General features: G+C 59.4%; 21 protein-coding genes. 10 read left to right on the forward strand and 11 right to left on the reverse strand.

Features of this window, described 5'->3' with window-relative positions:
- Window positions 1-31 precede the first annotated feature (31 nt).
- A complete protein-coding gene (locus RBB49_RS05385) occupies window positions 32-1510 on the reverse strand; it encodes a PAS domain-containing methyl-accepting chemotaxis protein (RefSeq protein ID WP_306141668.1) in 1479 nt (492 codons plus the stop codon).
- Between the two features lie 330 nt (window positions 1511-1840).
- Window positions 1841-2977, reverse strand: coding sequence for an aromatic ring-hydroxylating dioxygenase subunit alpha (locus tag RBB49_RS05390; RefSeq protein ID WP_306141669.1), 1137 nt, complete (start codon window positions 2975-2977; stop codon window positions 1841-1843).
- Window positions 2978-3067: 90 nt separating this feature from the next.
- Here RBB49_RS05390 and RBB49_RS05395 point away from each other — a divergent pair, with 90 nt between their 5' ends.
- Window positions 3068-3652: a TetR/AcrR family transcriptional regulator gene (locus tag RBB49_RS05395; RefSeq protein WP_306141670.1), complete on the forward strand. Its 585-nt coding sequence runs from the start codon at window positions 3068-3070 to the stop codon at window positions 3650-3652.
- A gap of 55 nt (window positions 3653-3707) precedes the next feature.
- Here the strand turns inward: RBB49_RS05395 and RBB49_RS05400 are convergent, their stop codons facing one another.
- Both RBB49_RS05400 and RBB49_RS05405 read right to left on the reverse strand, forming a co-directional pair.
- Window positions 3708-5684, reverse strand: coding sequence for a tyramine oxidase (locus RBB49_RS05400; RefSeq protein ID WP_306141671.1), 1977 nt, complete (start codon window positions 5682-5684; stop codon window positions 3708-3710).
- A 184-nt stretch (window positions 5685-5868) separates the two neighbouring features.
- On the reverse strand, window positions 5869-6840 hold the full coding sequence (locus RBB49_RS05405; RefSeq protein ID WP_306141672.1) for a helix-turn-helix domain-containing protein: 972 nt from the start codon (window positions 6838-6840) through the stop codon (window positions 5869-5871).
- Window positions 6841-7255: 415 nt separating this feature from the next.
- Here RBB49_RS05405 and paaG point away from each other — a divergent pair, with 415 nt between their 5' ends.
- From paaG to RBB49_RS05425, 4 genes are all read left to right on the forward strand, one after another.
- Entirely contained in the window at window positions 7256-8050 is a 795-nt protein-coding gene (gene paaG, locus RBB49_RS05410; protein ID WP_306141673.1) for a 2-(1,2-epoxy-1,2-dihydrophenyl)acetyl-CoA isomerase PaaG, read from the forward strand.
- 1 nt (window position 8051) lies between these two features.
- Window positions 8052-8495, forward strand: a complete 444-nt coding sequence (paaI, locus tag RBB49_RS05415; protein ID WP_306141674.1) for a hydroxyphenylacetyl-CoA thioesterase PaaI — start codon at window positions 8052-8054, stop codon at window positions 8493-8495.
- A 38-nt stretch (window positions 8496-8533) separates the two neighbouring features.
- Window positions 8534-9844 carry a phenylacetate--CoA ligase PaaK gene (paaK, locus tag RBB49_RS05420; RefSeq protein WP_306141675.1) on the forward strand — a complete coding sequence of 437 codons (1311 nt, stop codon included), beginning with the start codon at window positions 8534-8536 and terminating at the stop codon, window positions 9842-9844.
- A gap of 174 nt (window positions 9845-10018) precedes the next feature.
- Window positions 10019-10618: a TetR/AcrR family transcriptional regulator gene (locus RBB49_RS05425; protein WP_306141676.1), complete on the forward strand. Its 600-nt coding sequence runs from the start codon at window positions 10019-10021 to the stop codon at window positions 10616-10618.
- 19 nt (window positions 10619-10637) lie between these two features.
- Here the strand turns inward: RBB49_RS05425 and RBB49_RS05430 are convergent, their stop codons facing one another.
- Window positions 10638-12200, reverse strand: a complete 1563-nt coding sequence (locus tag RBB49_RS05430) for a cation:proton antiporter family protein (RefSeq protein WP_306141677.1) — start codon at window positions 12198-12200, stop codon at window positions 10638-10640.
- Window positions 12201-12637: 437 nt separating this feature from the next.
- Here RBB49_RS05430 and RBB49_RS05435 point away from each other — a divergent pair, with 437 nt between their 5' ends.
- Window positions 12638-14485, forward strand: coding sequence for a dihydroxy-acid dehydratase (locus RBB49_RS05435; RefSeq protein WP_306141679.1), 1848 nt, complete (start codon window positions 12638-12640; stop codon window positions 14483-14485).
- 86 nt (window positions 14486-14571) lie between these two features.
- Here the strand turns inward: RBB49_RS05435 and RBB49_RS05440 are convergent, their stop codons facing one another.
- The 4 genes from RBB49_RS05440 to RBB49_RS05455 all read right to left on the reverse strand — a co-directional run bounded on the left by RBB49_RS05440 (window position 14572) and on the right by RBB49_RS05455 (window position 19445).
- Complete coding sequence (locus RBB49_RS05440) at window positions 14572-15867, reverse strand: amidase (RefSeq protein ID WP_306141680.1); 1296 nt, start codon at window positions 15865-15867, stop codon at window positions 14572-14574.
- 141 nt (window positions 15868-16008) lie between these two features.
- A complete protein-coding gene (locus RBB49_RS05445) occupies window positions 16009-17451 on the reverse strand; it encodes a TRAP transporter large permease subunit (protein WP_306141681.1) in 1443 nt (480 codons plus the stop codon).
- Between the two features lie 9 nt (window positions 17452-17460).
- The gene (locus RBB49_RS05450; protein WP_306141682.1) at window positions 17461-18276 is read right to left on the reverse strand and encodes a TRAP transporter small permease subunit; all 816 of its coding nucleotides are present in this window, start codon (window positions 18274-18276) and stop codon (window positions 17461-17463) included.
- A gap of 119 nt (window positions 18277-18395) precedes the next feature.
- Window positions 18396-19445 (reverse strand): TRAP transporter substrate-binding protein, encoded by a 1050-nt coding sequence (locus RBB49_RS05455; RefSeq protein ID WP_306141683.1) that lies wholly within the window; start codon window positions 19443-19445, stop codon window positions 18396-18398.
- Between the two features lie 255 nt (window positions 19446-19700).
- Between RBB49_RS05455 and RBB49_RS05460 the strand changes: the two genes are divergently transcribed.
- Window positions 19701-20852 carry an adenylate/guanylate cyclase domain-containing protein gene (locus RBB49_RS05460; RefSeq protein WP_306141684.1) on the forward strand — a complete coding sequence of 384 codons (1152 nt, stop codon included), beginning with the start codon at window positions 19701-19703 and terminating at the stop codon, window positions 20850-20852.
- A gap of 12 nt (window positions 20853-20864) precedes the next feature.
- On the opposite strand, the gene RBB49_RS05465 is transcribed toward RBB49_RS05460, so the two are convergent.
- Complete coding sequence (locus tag RBB49_RS05465) at window positions 20865-21320, reverse strand: hypothetical protein (RefSeq protein WP_306141685.1); 456 nt, start codon at window positions 21318-21320, stop codon at window positions 20865-20867.
- Between the two features lie 167 nt (window positions 21321-21487).
- Between RBB49_RS05465 and RBB49_RS05470 the strand changes: the two genes are divergently transcribed.
- The 3 genes from RBB49_RS05470 (at window position 21488) to RBB49_RS05480 (ending at window position 24278) form a co-directional block, all read left to right on the forward strand.
- Entirely contained in the window at window positions 21488-22048 is a 561-nt protein-coding gene (locus RBB49_RS05470) for a GbsR/MarR family transcriptional regulator (protein ID WP_306141686.1), read from the forward strand.
- A gap of 68 nt (window positions 22049-22116) precedes the next feature.
- Window positions 22117-22770 carry a DUF4166 domain-containing protein gene (locus tag RBB49_RS05475; RefSeq protein ID WP_306141687.1) on the forward strand — a complete coding sequence of 218 codons (654 nt, stop codon included), beginning with the start codon at window positions 22117-22119 and terminating at the stop codon, window positions 22768-22770.
- Window positions 22767-24278 (forward strand): TIGR01777 family oxidoreductase, encoded by a 1512-nt coding sequence (locus RBB49_RS05480; protein WP_306141688.1) that lies wholly within the window; start codon window positions 22767-22769, stop codon window positions 24276-24278. Before RBB49_RS05475 ends, RBB49_RS05480 begins: the two co-directional genes overlap by 4 nt.
- A 59-nt stretch (window positions 24279-24337) precedes the next feature.
- On the opposite strand, the gene RBB49_RS05485 is transcribed toward RBB49_RS05480, so the two are convergent.
- On the reverse strand, window positions 24338-24895 hold the full coding sequence (locus RBB49_RS05485) for a hypothetical protein (protein WP_306141689.1): 558 nt from the start codon (window positions 24893-24895) through the stop codon (window positions 24338-24340).
- Between the last annotated feature and the right edge of the window lie 74 nt (window positions 24896-24969).

Genomic DNA, 24969 nt, shown 5'->3' on the forward strand with positions numbered 1-24969 from the left:
CAAACAATAGGCCCAGGATATGCCGCCACGGTCACATCAGCGACTGGGAGGCTTCCCGTACGGTGTTTGTCGATCCTTCCAGCTGCGTGGCGGAGGACGAAATCGTCTGGAGGTTGGACGTCACCAGTTCGACCCCCTGTGCCGCGGCTTGCATGTTGGAGGAGATGTCGTTGGTCACCGCCGTCTGCTCTTCGACCGCGGTCGAGATACTCGTGGCAATCTCGGCGATGTTCTTGATCACGCCCATGATGGATTCAATGGCTTCGACCGCCCGCTCGGTTGTCTCCTGGACGGAATTGACCTGCGTGGAAATCTCCTCGGTCGCCTTGCTCGTCTGGGAGGCGAGACTTTTCACCTCGGAGGCAACAACCGCAAATCCCTTGCCTGCTTCACCTGCGCGCGCCGCTTCAATGGTCGCGTTGAGCGCCAGCAGATTGGTCTGGTCGGCAATTCCATCGATGAGCTCGATGACAGACCCGATGGTTTTTGCATCTTCGGACAGACCCGACATGATCTCGCTGGATCGCTCGGCCTCACCCTGCGCGTTGCCGGAAACCTCCAGAGCGACCTGAACCTGCCGGCTGATTTCCTGAATGGAGGCAACAAGTTCCTCCGAAGCTGCGGCAACGGTTTGCACACTCGAGGAGGTCTGCTCGGCTGCAGAAGCCGATTCGCCCGCCTGGTGTGCCGTCTCTGAAATGGACTGCGACATTTCCGTGAGATCTGCGTCGATCTGCTGTTGCACCGACCTGCGGCGCTGACGCTCCAGCACCTGTTCGGTGATATCCGATGCGAATTTCACCACCTTGAACGGACGGCCCGAGGCATCCATGATCGGGTTGTAGGTAGCCTGGATCCAGATTTCGCGACCGCCCTTCGCAACGCGCTTGAACTCGTCAGCCTTGAACTGTCCCTCTGCAAGCTCCTCCCAGAACCGGCGGTAAGCGTCGCTTTGACCGTAATCCGGCTCCACGAACATCCTGTGATGCTGGCCGCGAATCTCGTCGATCGAATAACCCATGGCCCCGAGGAAGTTCTCGTTGGCATCCACAATGGTGCCGTCGAGTTCGAAATGGATCACCGCCTGCGAACGATTGAGTGCATCGACCTGGCCCTCGAAATCGGCGCTGCGCAATTTCTGCGCGGTGATGTCCGACGCGATCTTGACGACCTTGACCACCTTGCCGGCTGCGTTCACGACCGGATTGTAGGAGGCCTGGATCCAGACCTCGTTTCCGGCCTTGTCGAACCGGAGAAACTCTTCTGCCTTGAATTCCCCGGCAGCCAGTTCCTGCCAGAACTCGTTGTACTCGACGCTGTTGCCATAGTCCGGATCGACGAACATCCGGTGATGCTGCCCCTTGATCTCATCGAGCGTGTAGCCCATCGCCCCAAGGAAGTTCGGATTGGCATTCAGGATATGTCCGTCGGGCGTGAATTCAATCATCGCCTGCGATCGGCTGAAGGCCTCGATTGTTGCCTTCGCGGAGTTCCTGAAAAAAAGCGTCATGGCGTGTCCCTTCGGACTCAAAGTTTTCATTAACGCTGAGTTACGCACTCGCAAGTAAAAAAAATATTGATCCAAAACACTTTTAGACGCGTAGAATTGGGTTTTTGACTTGAATGACAAGAATTGACGTTTCAACCATAAGTATTATACCGTAATTATTCTTCGCCTCACCTCTCAGTAAAAGTGTCAGTAATTGCTTGTCAGGACGCGCCAGGGCGTCTGAAATGCAAAACGGCGCAAGCTTTGGTTGAGCGTGAATAGGCTCCAGAAAAGCCGGAAAAATCGGCAAAAAATGTTTCAGATTTTTGGTCCGAACCCAGTTTCAGTGCCTCAAACCAGGAATTTTTCGACCTCTTCATGGAATCGGTGAAGCGCGCCTTCGTAGCGCCCGAACGTCAAGACCGCGTTGGCACCGCTCTCCAGCCCCGACTGAACAGCTTCATTAACGGCAAAGTCCTCTGCCAGTGTACGTTTCGTGATCTCGTGATTGCGATGCCAGTGCGCCGCCTTGCTCTCCGTGATGTCCGGCGCTGGCGCAAGCGTCACGATTTCAACCTCGGTTCGCCCGGTAGAAAGCGGATGCAATTTCACCCAGGCAACATGGTCCTGCATGAGCAGGAACTCGTTCGCAGGGAATACGCTGTAGAGAACATTGGCGTGGTCACGAATGCGCCGGCCGGGAATGTCATTGGTCCGCAAGGACGCTATCGACGTGCGCGGCAGGATGGATCGGATGTGAGATCCAAGCATCTGGTAGCTGGAGAGATTGTCCACGAAGTGCGGACCGATCGTCTCCTTGTGCGCGACCTTGAAATGATAGGCTTCCAGTCCGCCCTCCACCAACAGTTTCCAATTCGCCGACAACGTGAATGCATCACGCGCGGCAATCCCGAGCGTATCCAGGCCCGCCCAGATGAGATCGCCTGCAATCGGATCAAGAAACCCGTCGAAATCCGATGCTGTGTCCGGGTCGGCGATTATCCAGACCAGACCGAGACGCTCTACTGCCGGCAGACGTCGCAGGGCAAAGGCGTCCCGGTCCAGATCCGGAAAACCCGGCTTCTCATGCGGAACCCCGCGCAGCTGCCCTGAACTGTTCCAGGTCCATGCATGATAAGGACAGCTGAAGCTGTGTTTGCAGCCCTTTTCCTCGTCAACAAGACGAGCGCCACGGTGACGGCATACATTCACGAACGCATTGACAGCCCCGTCCCTGTCCCGCGTGAGCAGGACGGGAAGTCCGCCGGCGCGTAACGTCAGGAAACTTCCGTTTTCAGGCAACTCACCGGCATGCGCTGCAATAATCGGAAGCGAGCGGAAGATCCTGTCCCTCTCGCGGTCGAACCGCTCTTCGGACAGGTAACGCGTCACCGGAGACGATTGAACAGCATCGTCAAGAAAGAACAGTCCGTTCTCCTTCAAGCCCGCAAGTTCCTGCAAAAGCGCCTTTTCCAACTCGCGATCCATCGTTCTCTCTTTGCATCAAAAGTTGCCTTACCAATTGGTAAGTTTTACTTTACGACTGGTAAGTAGTCAATCAGGTGCTATGATTGCGTCATGACCGGGCAAATCGATTCTCCAAAAAAGAAGTTCATAGACACGGCTTTGCAGCTGTTCTCCGAACGCGGCTTTTACGGAGCCTCCCTCGCCGATGTCGCGGATGAATTGGGTCTGACCAAGCAATCGATCCTCTATCATTTCAAGACAAAGGAGGCGCTTTACGGCGCGGTTCTGGCGGATGTTTCCGGCCGTTTCGACGCGATCATCGAAGACGTGACGGCGCTGGATCAGGGTGCGGAGAAAAAGCTGCGCTTCTTTCTGGAAAAACTGATGGACCACGCGCGGGACGCACCGAATGACGGCCGGTTGATCGCGAGGGAACTGCTCGACAATCTGGACCGCGTCGAAACCAGCAGGAAGTGGTATCTGAAAACGTTTCTGGACAAGAGTGTCGATCTTCTGACCGACCTGCCCAAATGGCGTTACCGTTCCGAAGCGGAACGCACAGCCGCCGCGTACCAGTTGATCGGTGCGGTCAGCTATTTCGCGATTTCCGAGCCCACGCTGGAAGCCATCTGGGGAAAGAGCAAACTGGAGGAGACAAAGGACGTTTTCCTGTCCACTTTGCTTCTACGCCTGTAAGCGGGCGCATCCTCCCCCGGAGTGGCGCCGGGGCGCGGGCACCCCGGCCGATGTGTTACTTCCGAAGCGTCATTGCCGGGTTATGTGCGAAGAAATTGAACGGCATGATGTGAACGGTTTTCCATTCCGTCGACATGACCGGCCAGTCCTCCATGCGCGGGATGTGATGGAAGCCTGCCGTGAACCAGGACACCACATCCTGGCCCATCAGCGGCCTGTCCGCCTTGACCCATTCCGCGAGCGTATCGGATCCGTCGCTCTGCATGGCGTATTTTCCACCCGCATACCGCTGATCCGGATCATGCACCGTGGTCCAGGACGAATACTCGATATAGGCGTTGCGCTTGAACGGAGGATCGTTTTCGAAATCGAACGGACCGTAGGCGATCGACCCGTGATGGATCATCCATCCCGGCGTCTGGCCCAGATACCCTTCCCGGGCCGGATTGGTGATATGCACATGCTTCGGCTTTGAGGCACTGAAGCGATAACGCGCGTCCAGTTCGCTGTCCGGCATCTCGTGCTTCCAGGTCCACATCGATTTGCGCGGATGGTCTGGGTCGAGTTCCGCCGGAACGATCTCCATCGTGCCCATGTGATTGACCGGCTGATCGATGTCGAAATCGATGCGGAAGTTGAAATAGTGATCGTGATTGGCGGCCACCAGGTTCGGTGCGATCAGCGTTCCGTATTTCGTGTCTTCCGCGGCGGTGGCATCATTCATCGACGTGGAGGCAACACCTTTGACCGCGTCGAGACCGGTCGCCCCGATCTTGATGAAGATCTGCCCGTCCTGTTTCAGCCGGTAGTCGATCAGGTAATCGTAGTTGCCCACCTCCGATGCAGTGCGCACGACAAGTTCGGTTTCAGGACGCCCTTCGGCCGGTGTGAACTGATCGGGTCCTTGCGCGAAGATCTCGAAATGACGCCACGCCGGATCGCCGATGTTGCGTTCGAAAATGCAGATCGCGTCCGGTATCTCCAGCGGAGCACCGCTGTCATCCGTGATCAGCGCGGGCAGGAAGGTCGCATAGTCCGGGCAGTCGATGCCGGCTCGCAAGGGGGTCAGGAACAGGCCGAACCCGTATTCCCCGCTGTCCATGTAGGTCCGCCAGTACCAGCCCTCGGTCGGATCCATGTAAGGCACAAACACCTCGGACAGATGCATCTGGTAGATCACCGACCGCCAGGTGCCCTGGTCGTTTGCATCGAGATTGGAAATGACCAGCCCCGGCCGTTTGTCCACGCGGTAGTTGAAGCGCCAGATGTCCCATTCCACATGGCTGCCGTCGATCTTGTAATTCGGGCCGCCTTCCTGCTTCAGCAGCACCCGGTTGGTCTCGGGACGAAGCGGTGCACGTTCGGCAATTTCCTCTTCCGTGTATCCCCATGGATCCTGGGGTATCGGCACAACGCCGGTATCGACGACCTCGATGACTTCCTTCTTGCCGACGTCGAAAAGCGTGAACAGGCCCTCGATGGGTTTGGCATAGAAATTCGAACCGGTCGGGTTCTGGTAGCAGGGGATCTTCATCAGACGCGAATTCTCAAATTCCGGCGTGAAGAAGTTTCCGGCTGTCAGCGGAAGGCAGAACGCATCATCGGGCGTCAGCCCGCGGGCTTCCAGACCGGCAATCATGTCCGGATGCGACAGGCCGCCTTCCAGCGCCGTCATGAATTCGGCAAACAGGATCATCGGCTGTCCGCTATCCGGGATCGCCGCGTTGCTCTCCACAGTGCCCTGCGTGATATTGACGACGGCTTCACTGAACCCGTCCGCCGTTGTGAACTGAACCATGGCCTTGCGGTCGAGCGCATCACCTTCGGTCCACGCCAGAACATCCGCCTTCGGCGGTTCCTTCAGTTCGATCAATGGAAACAGGGTTTCGTCCGTAACGGTTCCACTGTCTTTCAGGATCTGGCTGATCTTTTGATACTCTTCAGCCGTCAGCCCGTCCAGTGGATGCGCCAGTGCGCTCGTGGCCATGCCGGCCAGAACTGCACTTGTGGCCAGGATCTGTCTGATTTTCATGAACCCTCTCCGGTTTCTTTTCTAGAGCCCGGAACCGGAACAGCAGAAACAGCACAGCCGTCCTTGATCACAAAGCGTCCTCCCGGTTCGCGATCCTGTGCGTGCTTTCCTAGACCGGCTCCCTCACGAGTACGATACCCAAGAAGGCGGAACAGTCTTGGGCGAGGACGCCAAAGGCTTTGGTTCAGAGCGACACTTTTTTCCTGAGGTCTCCCGGCGGCATTCCAAACCTGTCGCGGAATGTCCGGTAAAAATGGGAAAGATCGTTGAACCCGCTCTCGTAGGCCACGTCTGCAATCGTATTTCGTCCCGCACCTTCGCACTTTGCGTTGAGACGAGCCCGCGCCGTTTCGAGACGAACCGCGAGCAATCGCTTGCCGACCGGTTCGCCGAGCGCACCGAACTGCCTTTGCAGCGTGCGCGGTGAAACCTGGAGGAGTTCGGCCAGTTGCTGCGGGCCGAAATCTGGGTCCATCGCGTGCCGGTCGATCAGCGACAGGGCGCGCGACAAGACACCCTTGGATGTCCGGTCCTGGAGGGCTTCCTGGTGCTCGACACTGCGGAAGTAAGCGCCCAGAATACTGAGAAAGGCTTCCCCATGATGCGGCGCGACGCTTGCATCGTCTGAAAAGATCTTGGTCAGGACGGCGCGCATTGCAACGAACAGGGGGTCTGAACGGTCAATGGCAATACCGCCGGTGCAGATCGCGCCGAACCGGTGCAGCATCTCCGACCTTGGAAGATGGATCGATACCTGCCGCGCATCGACCCCGTTATAGACAAACTCCGAGGAATGCGCGCTGTCGACCAGATACATGTCGCCCGGTGCCAGATGAACCGACGTGTCGTTCTGGTGGATCCAGCAGTTCCCCTTGTCCTGGATCACGAGAAAAAGATGTTCGCCCGGGTCCCTCTTGATCATGCGCTTGTCCCTGAGAACCCTTTTCGCATTCAGGGAGACGATCGCCGTTTCGAACCGCGACACGCTCATGATGGAAACGTCACCATTGACGTGCCCGCTACAAGGGTCAGGCGGTTCGATTTCGAAATCACCGCAGATATTGCGGATGTGACCGGTCAGTTCCTCGACAGGCTGCGAACGGGCGCGCGTCGGCGCCAGCGGGGTGATGGCAAGTTCCATGTTGTCAGGTGTCATTCGATCGACCTGTTCGCAGCAGATGGTGGGCCGGGGCTACACTACCGGAGCTACACTGGGTGTGCCTCAAGACTAGACTGAGCGATGCATACGGGTAAAGGGAAGACGGGATATCCGGCAAAACACAACCAGCGACCCAATTCGAACCCGGATGTGCGGAGCCTGTTGCCCGCCTCGGCGGCAGAACGTTTCCCGGCAACTTGTTCAATATTCCCTCCCCCGGAAGACGTCTGTCCGGTCAAACCGCTTGCGGCGCCCGGTTCAAGGGGGCACCATGACGAACAATCCGGTTGGACAGGGTTCCACACGACCCGTTCCGGACCAAAAATCAGGCAACACTATAATTGATCGACCGGACGGTTTATGCAATAAAGGATTTGCGGACCCGGGGAGCGAGAGGTCCAGGGAGTGGAAAATGACGCAAAGCCAAACCGTTGTCTCGACCCTTGAGAACGGTGTCCTCAATGTAACGCTGAACCGTCCGGACAAGCTGAACGCGTTCAACGAGGACATGCACCTTGCCCTTCGCGCCGCCTTCGAACAGGCAACGAAGGACGATGCAGTGCGCGCGGTTCTCCTGACCGGGGCCGGCCGTGGTTTTTGTGCCGGCCAGGACCTTGGCGACCGCGATCCGCGCAAGAGCGATACGAAGCCCGACCTCGGCCACACGCTGGACACTTACTACAATCCAACGCTGCGCCTGATGAGGTCGCTGGAAAAGCCCATCGTGTGTGCGGTCAACGGTGTTGCCGCCGGTGCGGGCGCAAACATCGCGTTTGCCTGCGACATCGTTCTGGCGGCGCGATCGGCCAAATTCATTCAGGCCTTTTCCAAGATCGGCCTTATTCCCGATGCCGGCGGCAGCTGGTCCCTGGCGCGCATTCTGGGGGAGCCCCGCGCCAAGGCGCTCGCCCTCCTTGCCGAACCCCTTATGGCCGAACAGGCGGAAAGCTGGGGCCTCATCTGGAAAGCTGTCGACGACGCATCCTTGCAGGACGAGGCGCGTGCGATCGCGACCCGGCTCGCCGGCGGCCCGACGATCGGTCTGGGACTGACGAAGCGGCTGATCCAGGCGGCACCGACACAGGATCTGGACACCCATCTCGACATGGAAAGGGATTGCCAGCAAACGGCCGGCTTTACCGATGATTACGCCGAAGGCGTGACGGCGTTCCTGGAGAAGCGCCCGGCCGTTTTCAAGGGCCGCTAGCATGAAAGCCGCTACCGAAATGACCGCCCAGGAACTGGCCGAAGCCTGCGCCCGGATCATGTGGGAAGACGACAATGCCTCGCAGGCACTTGGAATGGAACTGGTGCGCATCGCCCCGGGCGAAGCGGACATGCGCATGATAGTGACGAAGGCGATGACCAATGGCCATGGAAACATGCATGGCGGTTATCTGTTCACACTGGCCGACAGTGCATTCGCCTTTGCCTGCAACACCTATAACCAGGTCACGGTCGCGCAGCACTGCTCGATTACCTATGTCAAACCGGGAGCGCTCGCAGATGTCCTGACGGCGCGTGCGCGCGAGGTTTCAAGACAGGGCCGGTCCGGCATCTACGATATCAGTCTCACGCGCGAGGACGGCACGGTGATCGCGGAATTCCGCGGCCATTCCCGCACCATAGACCGCACATTCTTGGACGAATAACCAGAAACGGCGCACTCAGCGACCCGGGAGGACCCTCGATGATCGATCTCACCCCTGACCGTGACAGTCTCGACCCGATCGAGATCGCCAGCCGCGACGAGATTGCAGCCCTGCAGCAAAAACGCCTGGCCTGGACCCTGGATCACGCCTACCGGAACTCGCCGTTTTTCAGGCAGCAATTCGACAGGAACGGCGTCCATCCGGACGATTTCAAAACGCTCGGCGACCTTGCCAAGTTCCCGTTCACGGTCAAGCAGGACCTGCGCGACACTTACCCGTTTGGCATGTTCGCAACACCGCGGGAGGAACTGGTGCGCATTCACGGCTCCTCGGGCACGACCGGCAAGCCCACGGTGGTCGGCTACACGGCAAACGACATCTCAAACTGGGCAGACCTCGTCGCGCGCTCGATCCGCGCCGCCGGCGGACGCAAGGGCGACATTCTCCACAACGCCTATGGTTATGGCCTGTTCACCGGCGGCCTTGGAGCCCATTACGGCGCCGAAAAGCTCGGCTGCACGGTGGTACCGATTTCCGGTGGCATGACGGAACGCCAGGTCACGCTGATCGAGGACTTCCGGCCGGACGTGATCACCGTGACCCCGTCCTACATGCTGTCGATCCTCGACGAATACCGGCGGCTCGGCCTCGACCCGCGCCAGTCTTCGCTCAAGGTCGGCATCTTCGGGGCGGAGCCTTGGACGAACGCGATGCGCGCGGAAATAGAAGAGGCGTTCGACATGCACGCCGTCGACATTTACGGCTTGTCGGAGATCATGGGCCCGGGCGTTGCGCAGGAATGCGTGGAGACCAAGGACGGCCTGCATGTCTGGGAAGACCATTTCTATCCGGAAATCATCGATCCCGTCAGCGAGGAAGTCCTGCCGGACGGGGAGACCGGCGAACTCGTTTTCACCACGCTGACCAAGGAAGGCCTGCCGATGGTACGCTACCGCACGCGCGACCTCACCCGCATCCTTCCCGGCACTGCCCGCTCCATGCGCCGGATCGAAAAGATCACCGGGCGCAGCGACGACATGATCATTCTGCGCGGCGTTAATGTGTTCCCGACCCAGGTCGAGGAACAGATCCTGAAATGCGAAGGCCTGACCGCACACTTCCAGATCGAGCTGATCCGCGAGGGGCGCATGGATGCAATGATCATTCACGCCGAGGCGACCCCTGCGCGCAGCAGCAGCGAAGCACGGGACGCCTCGGCAAAGGAACTGGCCCACCATGTCAAATCGACAATCGGCGTCTCCTCGAAGGTACAGATCCATGAACCCCACGGCGTTGCCCGTTCGCAGGGCAAGGCGCAGCGCGTGGTCGACAACCGTCCGAAGGAATAAACATCGGTGTCGGCACCGGTAAACCGTGAGGGACCCACGAGGCCAGGCCCGCGTCCCCGCAAGCCGGTCCACCGTTAATTGACGGACCGGCTGGTCAATCCAGGCCAGTCGGGCTAAGAACTAAACGACGCGCGGACACTTAAGCCCTTTTGATCGATACGGAGCCCGGAACGCATGGCCAGAACCCGCGCCAGTGATTTTGAAGAAAAGCAGCACGGTTTGCTTCTGACCGCAGCCAATGTGTTTGCGACCCAGGGCATGGAAAAGGCATCCATGTCCCAGATCGCCCAGGAGGCGGGCGTCTCCAAGTCACTGCTCTATCACTATTATCCGTCCAAGGGCGCTTTGATCTTCGCAATCATTCAGTCACATCTGGCCATTCTGGATGCCGAGCTGGAAGAAGCCGACGACCCGTCCCTGCCTTCCGACAAGAGATTGCGGAAACTGGTCCTGACTGTACTCGACAGCTACCGGGGTGCCGATGATCAGCACAAGGTTCAGTTGAATGCCGGCCCGGCGCTCTCCGACGAACAGAAGGCCGAAATCGTCGCCATCGAGCGCCGCATCGTCCGGCACTTTTCAAGCGTTCTGAAGGACATTCACCCGGACCTTGCAAATCCCGACCGTCCGCTTCTGATGCCGGTTACCATGTCCCTCTTCGGCATGATGAACTGGGTCTACATGTGGTTCAAGGAAGGCGGCCCGATCTCCCGCGAGGACTATGCCAACGTTGCCACCACCCTGATCCTGGAAGGCATCAAGAAGGTTCGGTAAAGCGCTTGGCTCCGGTTTCCTAAGCCTCACGCGCCACGGCAGGCTCGATGGCGTGCGTTGCAAGGCTTTCACCTGCCTCCTGCATTGTGAGATAAGTCTGATCGGCACCTGCCTCGGAAATCTGCTCAACGTGATCCGCGTGCAGCGCGTGACTGACGATGGTACCGGTAAAACCGCTGGCCCTGAGCATGCGGGCCGCGATCAGCTTGGCTTCGAGATCGTCCATTGCCAGGACGGCGGCAGAAATCCCCCGCAGGTCAACACCGTGCCAGAAGTTGCTGTCTTCCGCATCGGCGAAAATCACGTTACGGCCGGCCTCGGCATGCCCCTCGACCTTGTACATGTCCGCATCCAGCCCGACGGGGCGATGCCCCTTGTCGACCAAAGCGGCGTAGGCTGCAGTTCCGGTTCGGCCCATTCCGAAAACCATGACATCCGCGTCTCCGAGATTTGTCGGTTGTTCGTCCGGGTGCCGGGTCGGCAACTCGAAGCGTTGAAGTTGGGTCTCGAAACGCTCGAAGATCGAATGTGCAAACCGGTTGAGCGGCGCTGCGATGAGAAACGACATCGACACCGCAATGGCCAATGGCACGAGATATTCTTCCGCAGCGGGAATGCCGGCTGCCACGATCAGACCGAATTCGCTATAGGCCATCAATGACAGGGCGGTCACGAAAGACGTGCGCGCCCTGAGCTTGAACGCAAGCAGGATGAAGAAAAACAGAACGCCTTTCAGCGGCAGCAGAAGACCCAGCACAAGCGCAAAGGCGAGCGCGTTCCAGTCAGGCAAACCGGACATGCCGATCGAGAGAAAGAAGCCGATCAAGAAGACCTCCTTGAGCGCCCACAGAGAGTTTGACAACTCCCCGGCGCGCGGGTGACCCGACAGCAGGAGCCCCATGACCAGCGCGCCGATCTCGCCTTTGAGGCCAATCAGCTCGAAGCCGACCCCGCCGACAACAAGACTGAGCATCATGCCGGTCAGCAACAGGACTTCATCATGTCCGGCAAGGTCCAGCAAACGGAACAGCAGCGGCCTGAGCAAGGGTGTGGCGAAGATCAACAGCGCCCACGGACCGGGGAGTTTTCCGGCAAAGATTGCAAGAACAACGAGCGCGATGATGTCCTGAACGATCAGGATGCCGATGGCCGTCCTGCCGTGGAACGTGCCAAGTTCGCGTTTGGCTTCCAGTATCTTTGCCGACAGCACCGTGGACGAAAAGGCAAGCGCAATGCCGATGAGCATCGCGCTCAACCAGTCAGAGGTGAAGAGCAGCCGGACAATGGGTGTGAACAGGGCAATCGAGACAGCGAAATGGATAAGCGCGCCACCAATAACCTGCGGCTCGGTAATCTGACGCAGTTTCAGCTTCAGCCCGATGGTGAAGAGCAGGATCAGAACCCCGAGCTCTGCGACATAGTCAAGAATTGGCCCCGTTTCGACAGGCATGCCAAAGCCCGGCCCGATGAAATTGATGAAGAAACCGGCGGCAAGGAACCCGACAAGGGGCGGCAGACCGACTTGCCGTACCATGAGCCCGAAAACGAAGGCGGTTCCGATAGCAAAGACTTCAAAGTGCATTCCGGTCTCACCCACTCTTTTGTGCCCTGCGGCATGTCAGCAACTTCTGGAAACCTGTCTGGGACGCATGACTCGCTTGTCTTTTTTCCTGAGGCTCTCATCCCAACAGAAATCCGCGTGCAGGTTCAATGATTTTTGCCGAATGCAGCCGGTATTCCACCGGGAACCGGCGTCAGGAGAACCCTTTTCTGCCGGTTTGGCATGGCACCATGCCGCCGGCGCATTCTCTCCAATGAAAGGGCACCGGTGCAGGGATTGGCCCCACCGTCGTCGTCAATGAACCGGCGCCATTCGTCCAAACCGTACTGGAATCGCCGATTCGCCGGTTGAAATTGCGCACATGTCGATTACAAGCTTAACCACCCCGCAGCTTTCCAGGGATCGGGACAAAGACCAAGAAACGCGCGGGGCGGGCGCAGCAGAACAAGAAGTGACACATGACGAAATCCAGAATTGTCCTGATTGACCGCCACCCCGGCCGGTCCGCACAAACGATCGGGATCGCCAATGAACTTGGCACCGATCCAGAGCTTATCCACGAGCCTTCCGTTGGCGTCGTCGGAACCAAGGGCGACAGCCAGTGCTACCTGGGCGTTGCCAGCAAGGTCGACGCCATTCACGAGCACCTGAAATCACGCATCGGCAACGCAGACGGCCAGCTGAAGTACCGGCTGGTGCAGCCGGAGTTCACGATTGCCACCTCGGATGGCATCCGCAACGGCACGCGCGAAATGCGCTACTCGCTCATCGGCCGCGAAGTCACCAATGACGGCCTGTGCGAACACCTGGAAGCGTCGGGACTGGCCGGAACGATTGCCGTGGTTGCCTGTGACAAGCCCCCGGTCGGGACCATGGCAGCGGTTCTGGAACACAACGAACCGGCAATCATCATGTCCGACGGCACCATCAGGCCGGGCAGGGATCCGGAAACCGGTGAGATGCTGGACATCGTCAGCGCCTACCAGGTCGCCGGCCACCAGGATGCAGCGGTTCGCCACCGCATTGCCTGCCACGCCTGCCCGGGCATCGGAAGCTGCGGCGGCATGTTCACCTACAACACCATGCAGACCTTTATCGGCGTGGTCGGCCTTCAGCCGCTGCACATGGTGGCGCCACCGTCTGACGACCCGCGCCGCCTGGAGGAATTCCCGCAGCAGCTTGTGGCCTATCTTGCCTCCATGATGGAAAAGGGCTTGAAGCCGCGCGATATCGTCAAGCGCGATTCCATTCGCAATGCAGTGATCGTGGCCATGGCCATTGGCGGGTCGACCAACGTGGTCCTGCACGTTCCGGAAATCGCACGCGCAGCCGGTTACGAGCACTTCTGGCGGGACGTGATGACACCGGAGGAGTTCAATCACCTCTCCCGTGATGTCGTACCGGTCCTGACCAATGCCCGCCCCTATGGCAGATATTCCATGCTCGACATCGATCGGGTCGGCGGTGTGCAGGTCATCGTAAAGGAACTTCTCGATGCCGGCCTCCTGAACGGCGACATGATGACCTGTACCGGACGCACCCTGGCCGAACAGGTGGCCGACCTCGATGCGGCAGCGCCCGATGGCGACGTCATCCACACGGTGGCAGAACCCTTCAAACCGACGGGCGGTCTCAGGATGCTCGGCGGCAACCTGTCACCGGACTTCTCGGCAATCCTGAAGCTCGCCGGTGTTGAGGGCGGCCTGGAAAACAATCTCTTCAAGGGCCGGGCCCGGGTATTCGAGGGCGAGGCCGGCCTGATCAAGGCACTCGACGAGGCACCGGACAGCTTTCAGGACCAGGACATGGTCATCGTGCGTTACGACGGTCCGAGCGGTGGACCGGGCATGCCGGAAATGCTTGATCCGACCTCCCGCATCACGACGCTCTGCCGGGAACGCGGCATCGTCGTCGCGCTGATGACCGACGCGCGCTTCTCCGGCGGCTCGGTCGGTCTGGTCATTGGTCATGTCGGCCCAGAGGCGGCTCTTGGCGGGCCTATCGCGTTTGTCGAGACCGGCGACGAGATCATCGTCGACCTCAATTCGAATACGGTGAATTGCACGGCGCTGGAAGATCCGGCGACGCTCGCAGCGCGGAAGGCGGTTTGGGAGAAGGAAGTCGCGGATAACGGCGGCATTCATCCCGGTTGCGGGATTGCCGACACCAGGCTTCTTCACCGGGCGCGCCACACCGCTGTTCCGGCGGTTCGCGGCGGCGGCCTGCATCCGAACCGCGAGGTCTGGGTCCGCGACAAGCGGCCTGCGGAAGATACCGGCTTTGTGCCGCGCAACCGCCATCGGTAAGCTCAAACGTCACCGCGCAAAGGAATGATTCCGGAGCGGCGGCTGACCGTCAACGTCTTAGGAGGCGGCGCAATGCGCCGCCTTCATCAAATTGTCTGCTTGCTCCAGTCCCAAAGCCACTGCGCGACCGAGACAAGCGCCTTGTCCTCGCCCCTTGCCGCAACCAGCTGAGCCCCCATGGGCAGGCCTTCAGGCGTTGCAAGCAGCGGAAGGGTGATGGCGGGCGTGCCGGCCATCGTCCAGAGCCCGTTGAAGATCGAATCTCCCGTCGAACCCAATCCGGCCGGTGCCGGCCCCGGCGCTGCCGGGCACAGGATCGCATCGCAGCGTTGGAACAGCGGTGCGAGCAGGTCGTCCATTTCGTCCTGAAAAGACTTGGCGGCGAGGTAGTCGACCGCCGACAGCGTCAACCCCTTCTCGATCGCTGCCCGCGTCGGTGGACCGAGCCTGTCGGCACCCTGCTCCAGGTAGCTCTTGAAGTAATGTCCCATCTCCACCGTATTGATCACGGCACGCAGGCGCACCGCATCGTCGAACACGTCCGGTAGCGACAGGTCGATGACCCTGTCTCCCAGCGCCGCGCGCAAACGGTCAAATGCTGCGTGAAGCGCAGGGTCCGCGCGGTCCCAGCCGGGAGGCGTCACGAAACCGAATACGGGTGAGGCAGCAGGGTCTTGCCCGTCGGCTGCGTCATCCGTCAAAACATCGGCAAGGAGCGCGGCCCCTGCCGGGTCATTTGCAAACACACCGAGCGTGTCCAGCGAATGCGACTGAAGCAGCGCGCCCTTTCGCGGGATCGCATTGAAGCTGGGTTTGAACCCGACAATGCCGCAGAAGGAGGCCGGGCGCACCACGGAACCGCCGGTCTGCGTGCCGATGGCGAGCGGCACCATCGCGTCCGCCACCGCCGCTGCCGAGCCTGATGACGACCCGCCCGGCGTGTGCTCCAGGTTCCTGGGATTCCGCGTCTTGTTCGGGTGCAGAAAGGCAAGTTCGGTCGTGACCGTCTTGCCGAACATGATGGCCCCGGCCTGCTTGAGCCGTTTCACGACCTCCGCATCGTCTTCCGGCACACGCCCGGCATCGACGGGACAGCCGTTCTCACTCGCGATACCTGCCGTGTCGATCACGTCCTTGATGCCGACCGGCAGACCGTGAAGCTTACCGAGCGGCGCGCCGCTTGCTCGGACCGCATCCAGGCGCTCCGCTTCCGCCAGAACCGCACCGGCATCGAACCAGGCCCAGGCCCTGACCTCATCCTCGCGCGCCTCGATCCGCGCGACACAGGCCTTCGTCAGGTCAACGGCGGACAAGCTGCCATCGGCAAGCCGGTCGCGCAGATTGACCGCACTCAACGTGAGCAAGGCTTCGATTTCACTCATGGACGCCTCCGCGTTCCGGCATACCCACATGGCGCCGGGTCTGCCTGCGACATTATTGTACCGGGATCTTTCCGCCGGCCCGCGCGCAGAGCGCGCGCGGCAAACGGTTTCAGCCCGAGTGATCGCTCTCCTCAGGCCTCGCTAATTGCCGTAGGCAACCGATGGCAACCAGGTCGTGAGCGCCGGGAAATAGAACACGATCATCAGGCCGATCAACTGCAGGATCACGAAAGGCACCACGCCCCTGTAGATGTGTCCAAGCGTCACGCCCGGCGGACAGACACCCTTCAGGTAGAACAGCGCGAACCCGACGGGTGGCGTCAGAAACGAGGTCTGCAGCGTCACCGCCACCAGGATCGCGAACCAGACGACCGACGGGTCGCGAACCTGATCGAAGCCAGGAACGGCAAGGTCGAGGCCGACGATGATCGGCAGCATCAGCGGCATGATGATGATCGTGATCTCGATCCAGTCGAGCAGGAAGCCCAGGAGGAACACGATCAGCAGGATGAAGCCGACCGTCATGTAAGGGTCTTCGAACACCGACAGAACGAGGTGCTGAACGATCTCGTCACCGCCGTAGCGCCGCAGCACGAAGGCGAAGAAGTTGGCGGCGAGGAAAATCCCGACGATGTAGCCGGACGTGTTCAGCGTCGACCGGCTCACATCCTTGACCACCTTCCAGCTCAGCCTGCGGTTCGCCAGTGCCAGCAGCGTCGCTCCCATCGCACCGAGACCGGAGGCTTCGGTCGGTGTCGCAACACCGGCAAAGATCGACCCCAGCACAAGCAGGATCAGGAACATCGGCGGCACGACCGCGAGGAGAACTTCCTTGACGTCCTCCCAATGCACTTTTTCTGGCTTTTCAGGTGCAGGCATCGCCTTGGGATTGATCAGCCCATAGATGACAATGAAGACAATGTAGAGCGCTCCGAGAATCAGGCCGGGGAACAGCGCCCCCATGAAGAGATCGCCAAGGCTGATGGCCAGCTGATCGGACATGATCACAAGCATGATCGAGGGAGGAATGAGGATTCCTAGTGTCCCGGCAGAGGCAATCGTTCCCGTCGCGATGGGTTTGGAATAGTCCTGCTTCATCATCGCCGGCAGCGCCATGACGCCCAGCAGCGTAACCGATGCGCCGATGACGCCTGTGGACGCCGCCAGGATGATGCCGATCAGCATGACGGTCAGGGAGAGGCCGCCGCGCAGTGACCCGAACAGCTTCTGCATGGAATGCATCATGCGCTGTGCGACGCCCGACTGATCGAGCATCAACCCCATGAAGATGAACATGGGCAAGGCGACGAGAACCGGGTTCTTCACGATCCCGCCGAAGAGCCGGCCGGACAGCGCCTGCATGCGCTGATAGCTTATCCCGGTCCTGTCGAATTCGATGATGTCGCGGAAAAACGAACGGTTGGGGTCAAGCAGAAACTCGGCAAGCAGCACGAAGACGAGGCTGACCCCGACAAGCGCCATGGCAACGGGAATGCCGCGAAACAGCATCCAGATGAAGGTGATGAACATCACCATCACGGCGATTTCGTTCAGCGTGAGAAACTGGCCAATGAATTCAAGCATCTATCTGTCTCACGCCGTCTTGTTGCGGCTGAAAAGCCTGGCTGCACCAATCACCACGAAGGTCAGGACCAGCGTAATCATGATCGTGTATTTGATGTCGTAGTTGCCGACCTCGACTTCGTCGAAAATCACGTGCCGGCCGATATCCCGCGCCGTTGCGTCCGGCGGACTGATGATCCACACGATCCACCAGAGCGCGTAGTAGGTCGCAAGGTTCACCGCGAACATTGTCGAGGGAAAGGCATAGAGCAGCTGCTTCCAGAGGACAGGCCTTGTCAGTTTGGACAGCAGGCGCACATAGATCGACCAGGCCGCAATCGCCATCAGGATGAAAGACAGGTTCATCAGTGTCTTGAGGATCCAGAGGTTGTGCAGTCCATTGGGACTGTCGGATCCCTCGTCAGCCTTGATGGACGAAAGCGTGTAGTGCAGCGTGACGTCCCAGCTCAGGATGATGAAAGGCAGGAATAGCCAGGTCAGGGCGACGATGTCCGTCCTGAGCTTCTTCTCTCTGGAGAAGCCGTCGTAAAGAATGTCAACGCGCACGTGGCTGTTCGTGGTCACGGCATAGGCAATGCCGACCAGGACCGCCGACCCGTAGAGCCACCACTGGAAATCATCGAGCCAGGCCTGGTTCATGCCAGCCCCGCGCAGAAGCACCTGGGCGCAGATGGCGATCATCAGGAACGGGAAAAGCCATGCAAAGATATTGGAAATGAAAACGACGAACCGGTCGCCGCGATTTTGTTCCTCGGCCCCGACAGCGCCCGGATCCGTGATCGCGACACTGCCATCGGCTGAAATGACTTCTTCAGGCTTGTCCATATGCTCCCCGCCTTGCCTGCGATGTGCCGGACGCCTCCACATCCAGCAGAATACCGGGGCGATGACGCCCCGGTATGCATTGTGTCGTCCGGGAGTCCGGACGGATCAGTAGAGCCCGCTTAGTTGCGCGGACGCGGCAGGTAAATGTTGTCGTTCCAGACCTTGTAGCCGGCGCGGAACTCCTGGAGATTGTCCCAGACTTCCTTGAAGAACGCATCTTCAGCGGCCAGTTCAGCGGCAACTTCGACCCACGCAGTCTCGAAAGCGTCAAGCATTTCCGGGGACCATTGCTTGATGGTCACACCGTTCTTCTCGACGTTTTCCTGCATCGCGTCAAAGTTGGTGGCTTCACCTTCCGCGAAGTTGTCAGTGATGTTCGCCATGCAGGCGATCTCGATCTGGTTCTGAGCAACTTCGTCGAGATCGTCCCAGCGGTCCTTGTTGATCAGGAGTTCGAACATCGTTGCCGGCTGGTGCCAGCCCGGGAAGTAGTTGTACTTCGCGATGTTGTGGAACCCGAGACGCGCATCGATCCGCGGCATGGAGAATTCGGTCGCATCGATCGCACCGCGCTCCAGCGCCGGGAAGATGTCGCCACCAGCGAGCAGCGACGTGGACACGCCAAGTTTCTGCATCACTTCAGCACCGAGACCGAAGAAACGCATGTTCAGACCTTCCAGGTCCTCAAGGCCGTTGATCTCGTTCTTGAACCAGCCGGAAGTTTCCGGAGCGATGATGCCGCAGGGGATGACGTGAACGTTGTAGCCGTTCTCGTCATACATGCGCTGGAACAGCTCCGCGCCGTCGCCATAGAGCATCCACGCGAGGAATTCACCGGCTTCCGGTCCGAACGGAACCGCAGCAAACAGGGAAGCAGCCGGGATTTTACCCTGCCAATACCCTGATGTGGTGTAGGCAGCGTCAACCGAACCGCTGGAAACGGCGTCAAGCGCTTCAAGAGCCGGAACCAGCTCGCCCGGATCGAAGTGCTCGAATTCGACGTCATTCGAGATGGAATTGATCTTTTCGGTAAAGCCCACGGCGGCGGTGCCGAGGATCGGCAGGTTCTTGCCGAAGGCCGAGGTCATTTCAAAGGCTTCCTGGGCTGCAGCCGGCGCCGTCAATGCGAGGCTGGTCGCCGCAGCAATGGCGAAAGTACGGATCGTCATATGTTTCCCCCTGGGTTTTTTTGTGGACCTTGACCGGTCCTTTGGAAAAAGAAACGTACGCAACTTACTTAGCGCAGTCAGCCAAAAGTGTTAATCCCCGGCTTTCGTATAAAGCGAAAATCCGACGGCCTAAGTCTTTTTCCTCTCCGTAAAAACAGATTTTCAGCGACATTTTTGCGCACAAAACGGAAAACGGTTTTACTGTCCTGAAGAGACAGATCCTCGCGGGTTTCAACGGTGCGATCAGATTGAGCCATGAGCAGTGACGCAACGATATCGGGTGATGCGATCATCCGCTGGCTGATGATCGAGGCCCCGCGTCTGGAAGCACCTGCAGCGCTCCTGAACGGCTACAGCCTGAAATTGCGCGAGGCCGGCATCCAGGTCGACAGGTCAACGCTCGGTGCCCCGATCCTGCATCCGATCGCGAAATCATCCTATGTTTTCTGGGACAACAAGACCGGCCCGGAACAACGTTGGTTCGTCTATACGCCGGACCAGATGGAAATGCTGAAGGCAAGCCCGATCCAAAAGATCTACACCCATGGAGAACCCACGTCTCTCCGGCTTGATCTGCCCGGCGACAGGAGCCGTTACCCGATCGGTGAGGATCTCTGGGCAGAGGGCTATCGCCAGTACGAAGCCCTGCCCCTGCAATTTGCCGACGGCACTTTCAAGGTGCTGACGCTGGCAACGCGGTCGCCCAACGGCTTCGGCGAGACGGACCGGGCCTTGATCGACGCAACGCTGCCTGCGTTGACGCTCGTGTTCGAAGGTTTCATTGCGCGCAACACGGCAAAAACCCTTATGGAAACATATGTCGGAACGCGGGCCGGGCTCCGCGTTCTCGATGGAGAAATCGCCCGTGGCGACGGCAGCACCATTGATGCGGTGATCTGGTTCTCCGATCTGCGCGGCTTTACCTCGCTTGCACAATCGCGCAGCGAGGATGATCTGCTGAAGCTTCTGAACGACTATTTCGGAACGCTGACGGACGCGATCGAGGCCCATTCCGGCGAAGTCCTCAAATTCATCGGAGACGCCCTGCTGGCGGTTTTTCCGCACCGCGATGACGTCGGCGCAGCTGTCGAAAGGGCCGAGGCGGCAGCTCTGAGTGTGACCGGATATGGACAATCCGGGAAGGACTACATGTTCGGCGTCGGCCTGCATCCCGGATCTGTGTTCTACGGAAACATCGGCGGCGGAACCCGGCTCGATTTCACGGTCATCGGATCGTCGGTGAATATCGCCAGCCGCATTGAAGGCCTGTGTGGTGTGCTCGGGGAAACCATGCTGGCATCTTCGGACTTTGTCGCAAGATCGAAAGGCCAATGGCGCCCGATGGGACAGCACACGCTCAAGGGCGTCACGGATCCGGTGGAGATATTCGCGCCTGAGCCTGACTGACCTGCAGCCAAGTCAGTCGATCCTCTCCGGCAAGCCGCGCCCGTTGTTCCACCACCGGTTCGGGTTGTCGCTTTGCGGGTCGTAGGCGGCTCTGCTGGCCCAGTCTTCGCGCAGGAAGATCACCGGTTCTTCGTAGTGATGGACGTTCAGGATCGCGTCCATTACCTTTTCAAGAACGCCCGGATCCCGTTCAATGGAAATCTTAAGTTCAACCATCGGATAGGTCTCCGTGGTTCCGGCCTCGAAACCTTCCACATGCGTGGTTGTCGTCGAGCCCGGTTCCGGCTGCGCGGTTTCCTTTCCAACAGCCGAGATGCTCGCATTGCGCTGATACCGGCCAAAGCTCAGCGGATGAACCTTCAGCACTTCGTCGAGAATGCGGTCGGTATCCGCCGGCAAGGTCTGTATCTCCAGGGTCCAGACCGGAACGAAGGTGCCCGATTTCGCCTTGTAGCCGTCGAGATGCATGTGAAAACCCCGCTCTGGAGATGTAATGTGTTCTTATTTTGTTCCATTGCGTTCGCAAGGTCAACCACGCAAGGATCAAACGCCACAAACCCAGTCACCCGCCGGCAGACCTGTCACGGCCACATTCGGCACTTGACTCTCGCTCACATTTGACAGATGTTTCTGTCATGACAGAAATTACCGACAAAGATAAAGCCTCTTCGAGATCGCAGTTCATCCTCTATTGGGGGGACATGGGCGGCCAGTGGGGTGTGAACAGGTCCGTGGCCCAGATCCATGCGCTCTTGTATCTCAGCACAAGTCCGCTCAACGCGGAGCAGATCTCCGAGGAACTTGGGATCGCGCGCTCGAACGTGTCCAATTCCCTGAAGGAGCTTGTCGGCTGGAAGCTGATCCAGCGCGTGCCGGTGGCAGGCGACCGGCGTGAACATTTCGTCGCCGAGACCGATGTCTGGGAGATGGCATTGCTTATCGCCAGGGGCCGCAAGGAACGGGAAATCGACCCTGCGATCCGGGCAATCGACATGTGCGTGACACAGGCGCAATCGGAAACCGGTCTTGATCCTGAAGTTCTCGCGCGCATGCACGCCATGCAGGAGTTTCTCGCCACGGCGGACAAATGGTCGGGTCAGATGCTCAGTGTTCCAAAATCAAATCTCGCCGCCCTGATGAAGATGGGCAACAAGGTGCTCTCGCTCCTGAAGATCGGTGGCAAGCAGGCAAAGTAGCTCGAATTTTTTTTGCTCAACAATTTCTCTTTTTACAGAAATAACAAATCAAACAGGAAGAAGTGGAAATGCTGGACCAGATTACCGCACACCCAGGCTCCGCTGTCCCCGATCACCGCTTTCGCCAACTGCTTGGCGAAGCTGCGTGGCAGGCCCTGCCTCAGCCCGTTCGCAGCCGTTTCGGAAAACGCATGAAAGGCGGCTCAAGCGTTGTCTATCAGGGTGTCGTCGTCGCCATGCGCCGCAACATCGCCGGTTATGTTCTTTCGCACCTGGCAAGGCTGGTCGGCGCACCGCTTCCCTATGACAGCACATCCCTGAACCAGCCCGCAGTCGTCACCGTGACCGAAGACTGTGCGGGGGACGGCCAGTTCTGGGTCCGGCAATACGGCCGCGCCTCCGGCTTCCCGCAGGTTATTCACAGTTCCAAGCGTTTCTCCGGACCCACAGGCATTGAGGAATACATCGGCTCGGGGATTGGCATGGCGCTGCGCGTGGGCGTTGAAGACGGCGGACTGAGTTTCAGGAGCGACCACTATTTCCTCCAGTTCGGGTCCTGGCGGTTGCGGCTGCCCGGCTGGTGCAGCCCCGGAGCCCTCACCATCACCCACCGGGACCTCGGCGATGCCCGGTTCCTGTTCTCCCTAACTCTCGAAAGCCGGTTTTTCGGCGAGCTCGTCCACCAGGACGCGCTGTTTCACGACATGGAGGTTCAACCATGACCGATCCCTTTCTCTGGACGCTGATTTCCATACAGATTGCCATGGGTCTGTTCGACACGCTGTTTCATCATGAGCTGACCGAACGCCTTGCCTGGCGGGCCTCGCAGAAACTTGAGCTGAGGCTGCACGGCGTACGGAATTTCTTCTACGGGGTTATCTTCATCACCTTTGCCTGGGCCGAGCCTCACGGCATATTCGCGGCGGCGCTGGCGCTGCTTCTCCTGATTGAGGTGTTGATCACGCTCTGGGATTTTGTTGAAGAGGATCTCTCCCGCAAGCTGCCCTGGACCGAGCGCATCAATCACACGCTGCTGACCTTGAACTACGGCGCGATCCTGACCCTTCTCACGCCGGTCCTGTGGCAGTGGATACAACAGCCGACAGCGGTCATCCTCGTGAGCTACGGCTGGTGGAGCGTGATGGCAAGCCTCGCTGCATTCGGTGTCGCCGTGTTCGCCGCGCGCGATCTCCTTGCCGCAGCACGCAGCGAGCGGCTGTCGCGGGGAAATCCGGCGGATCTTGTATCGGTGTTGCCGCCCCATCGGCATATTCTCGTGACAGGCGGCACCGGATTTGTCGGATCACGCCTGGTCGAGGCCCTCGTTTCGGCGGGCCACTACGTGACCGTGCTGACACGTGATCCAAGAAAGGCGGACAGCCTTCGTCATCCGGTACGCGTGATCTCAAACCTGGATCAGATCGGGAACCACGAACGCTTTGATACGCTGGTGAACCTGGCAGGTGATCCGATTGCAAATGGTTTTTGGACCGCGAAGAAACGGGCGCGGATCATCCGCTCGCGCGTCGGAACAACCGAGGCACTGGAGGCTCTGGTTGCACGCCTTGATCACAAACCGGACTGCCTGATCAGCGGATCGGCCATCGGCTGGTATGGCCCGCGCGGCGACGAGGTGGTTACGGAAAAATCAGAACCGGCGGCGGCCTTTACCCAGGAGGTCTGCGCGCGCTGGGAGCAGGCAGCCACAAAAATCGAAAGGATGAATGTGCGGGTCGTCAGGCTGCGCATGGGTCTCGTGCTGGGTGTTGACGGCGGCATGCTGGCACAGCTGCTGACGCCGTTTGAATTCGGCGGCGGCGCAAGACTGGGCGATGGACGCCAATGGATGTCCTGGATCGAGCAGGATGACCTCATCCGTGTCATCGCGCTTGCAATTGCGGACACTGCTCTGAACGGGCCGCTCAATGCCACCGCTCCGTGCCCGGTCCGCAACGACGAATTCACGCGCGCACTCGGCAAGGCCCTGAACAGGCCTGCGATCCTGAGCGTTCCCGCGTGGGCACTGAGATGGGCACTTGGCGACATGGCACGCGAAACCATGCTTGTCAGCCAGCGTGTCATTCCGAAGAAACTCATCGACCATGGCTTTGAGTTTCATCACTCCGAGATTGCGCCGATGCTGCGGAAGATCACCGGAGGCAGGGCGAATACGCCCGGCAAGGTGCCTGGCAAGGTGCAAGGAACAGGAGCGGCAGTCGTAGAGCCCTGATTGGACATCCCTGCCGACAAAAACGGATCGGGACAGCCGGATGGACTGCCCCGGTCCCGTCACTCGATCACAAGGCCCGGAAGCCAGTGGCTTTCAGGGTATCCTTCCTCAAGATCAGCACCGCGAATGGGTCTGAGATTGCCGGCCTCGGGAGGCACTCCCAGCTTGTCCATGTCCATTTCGTGCAAGGTTCCGGTCAGCCTGCCGTCTTGGCTCTCAAGCTTGTAGTAGACGCCATTCCACAGATTGATGCCGTATTCGGAGGACCCTTTCCAGACGAAGAGAAGATCATATTCGAGGTCGGTCAGGTCGTCATCGGAGACCATGCGCCTGATTTCGTAAGGGTACGGAACCCGGCACCAGTGCTTGTCCGCCCCCTCCAGGCATTTGAACGGACGCATGGACAGAAAATGGTCGGCAAAGGCATCGTCCCGCCACTCGATCTCGTAAGTGCTGCCATTTTCCTCAGGGCTAAAGACCACGTCTGCAACGGGATGCAGGTCACCCTGCTGGTCCACCAGGCTAACCGTCTTCTCACCATCAAGGGAAAAAGCGTGTGCGCCCGCCGCGCAAGACACGCTCGCCGCCACCAGCCAGAAGAAACGCAGTCCGTTCATTGAGGCCCCTTTCAGCGGTTGAACAGCCTTGGCCGTATAGTCACTCACTCAGCCTAATGATGCGCGGCCTCCCG

This window comes from Roseibium sp. MMSF_3412 (assembly GCF_030733265.1).
Lineage (GTDB): Bacteria > Pseudomonadota > Alphaproteobacteria > Rhizobiales > Stappiaceae > Roseibium.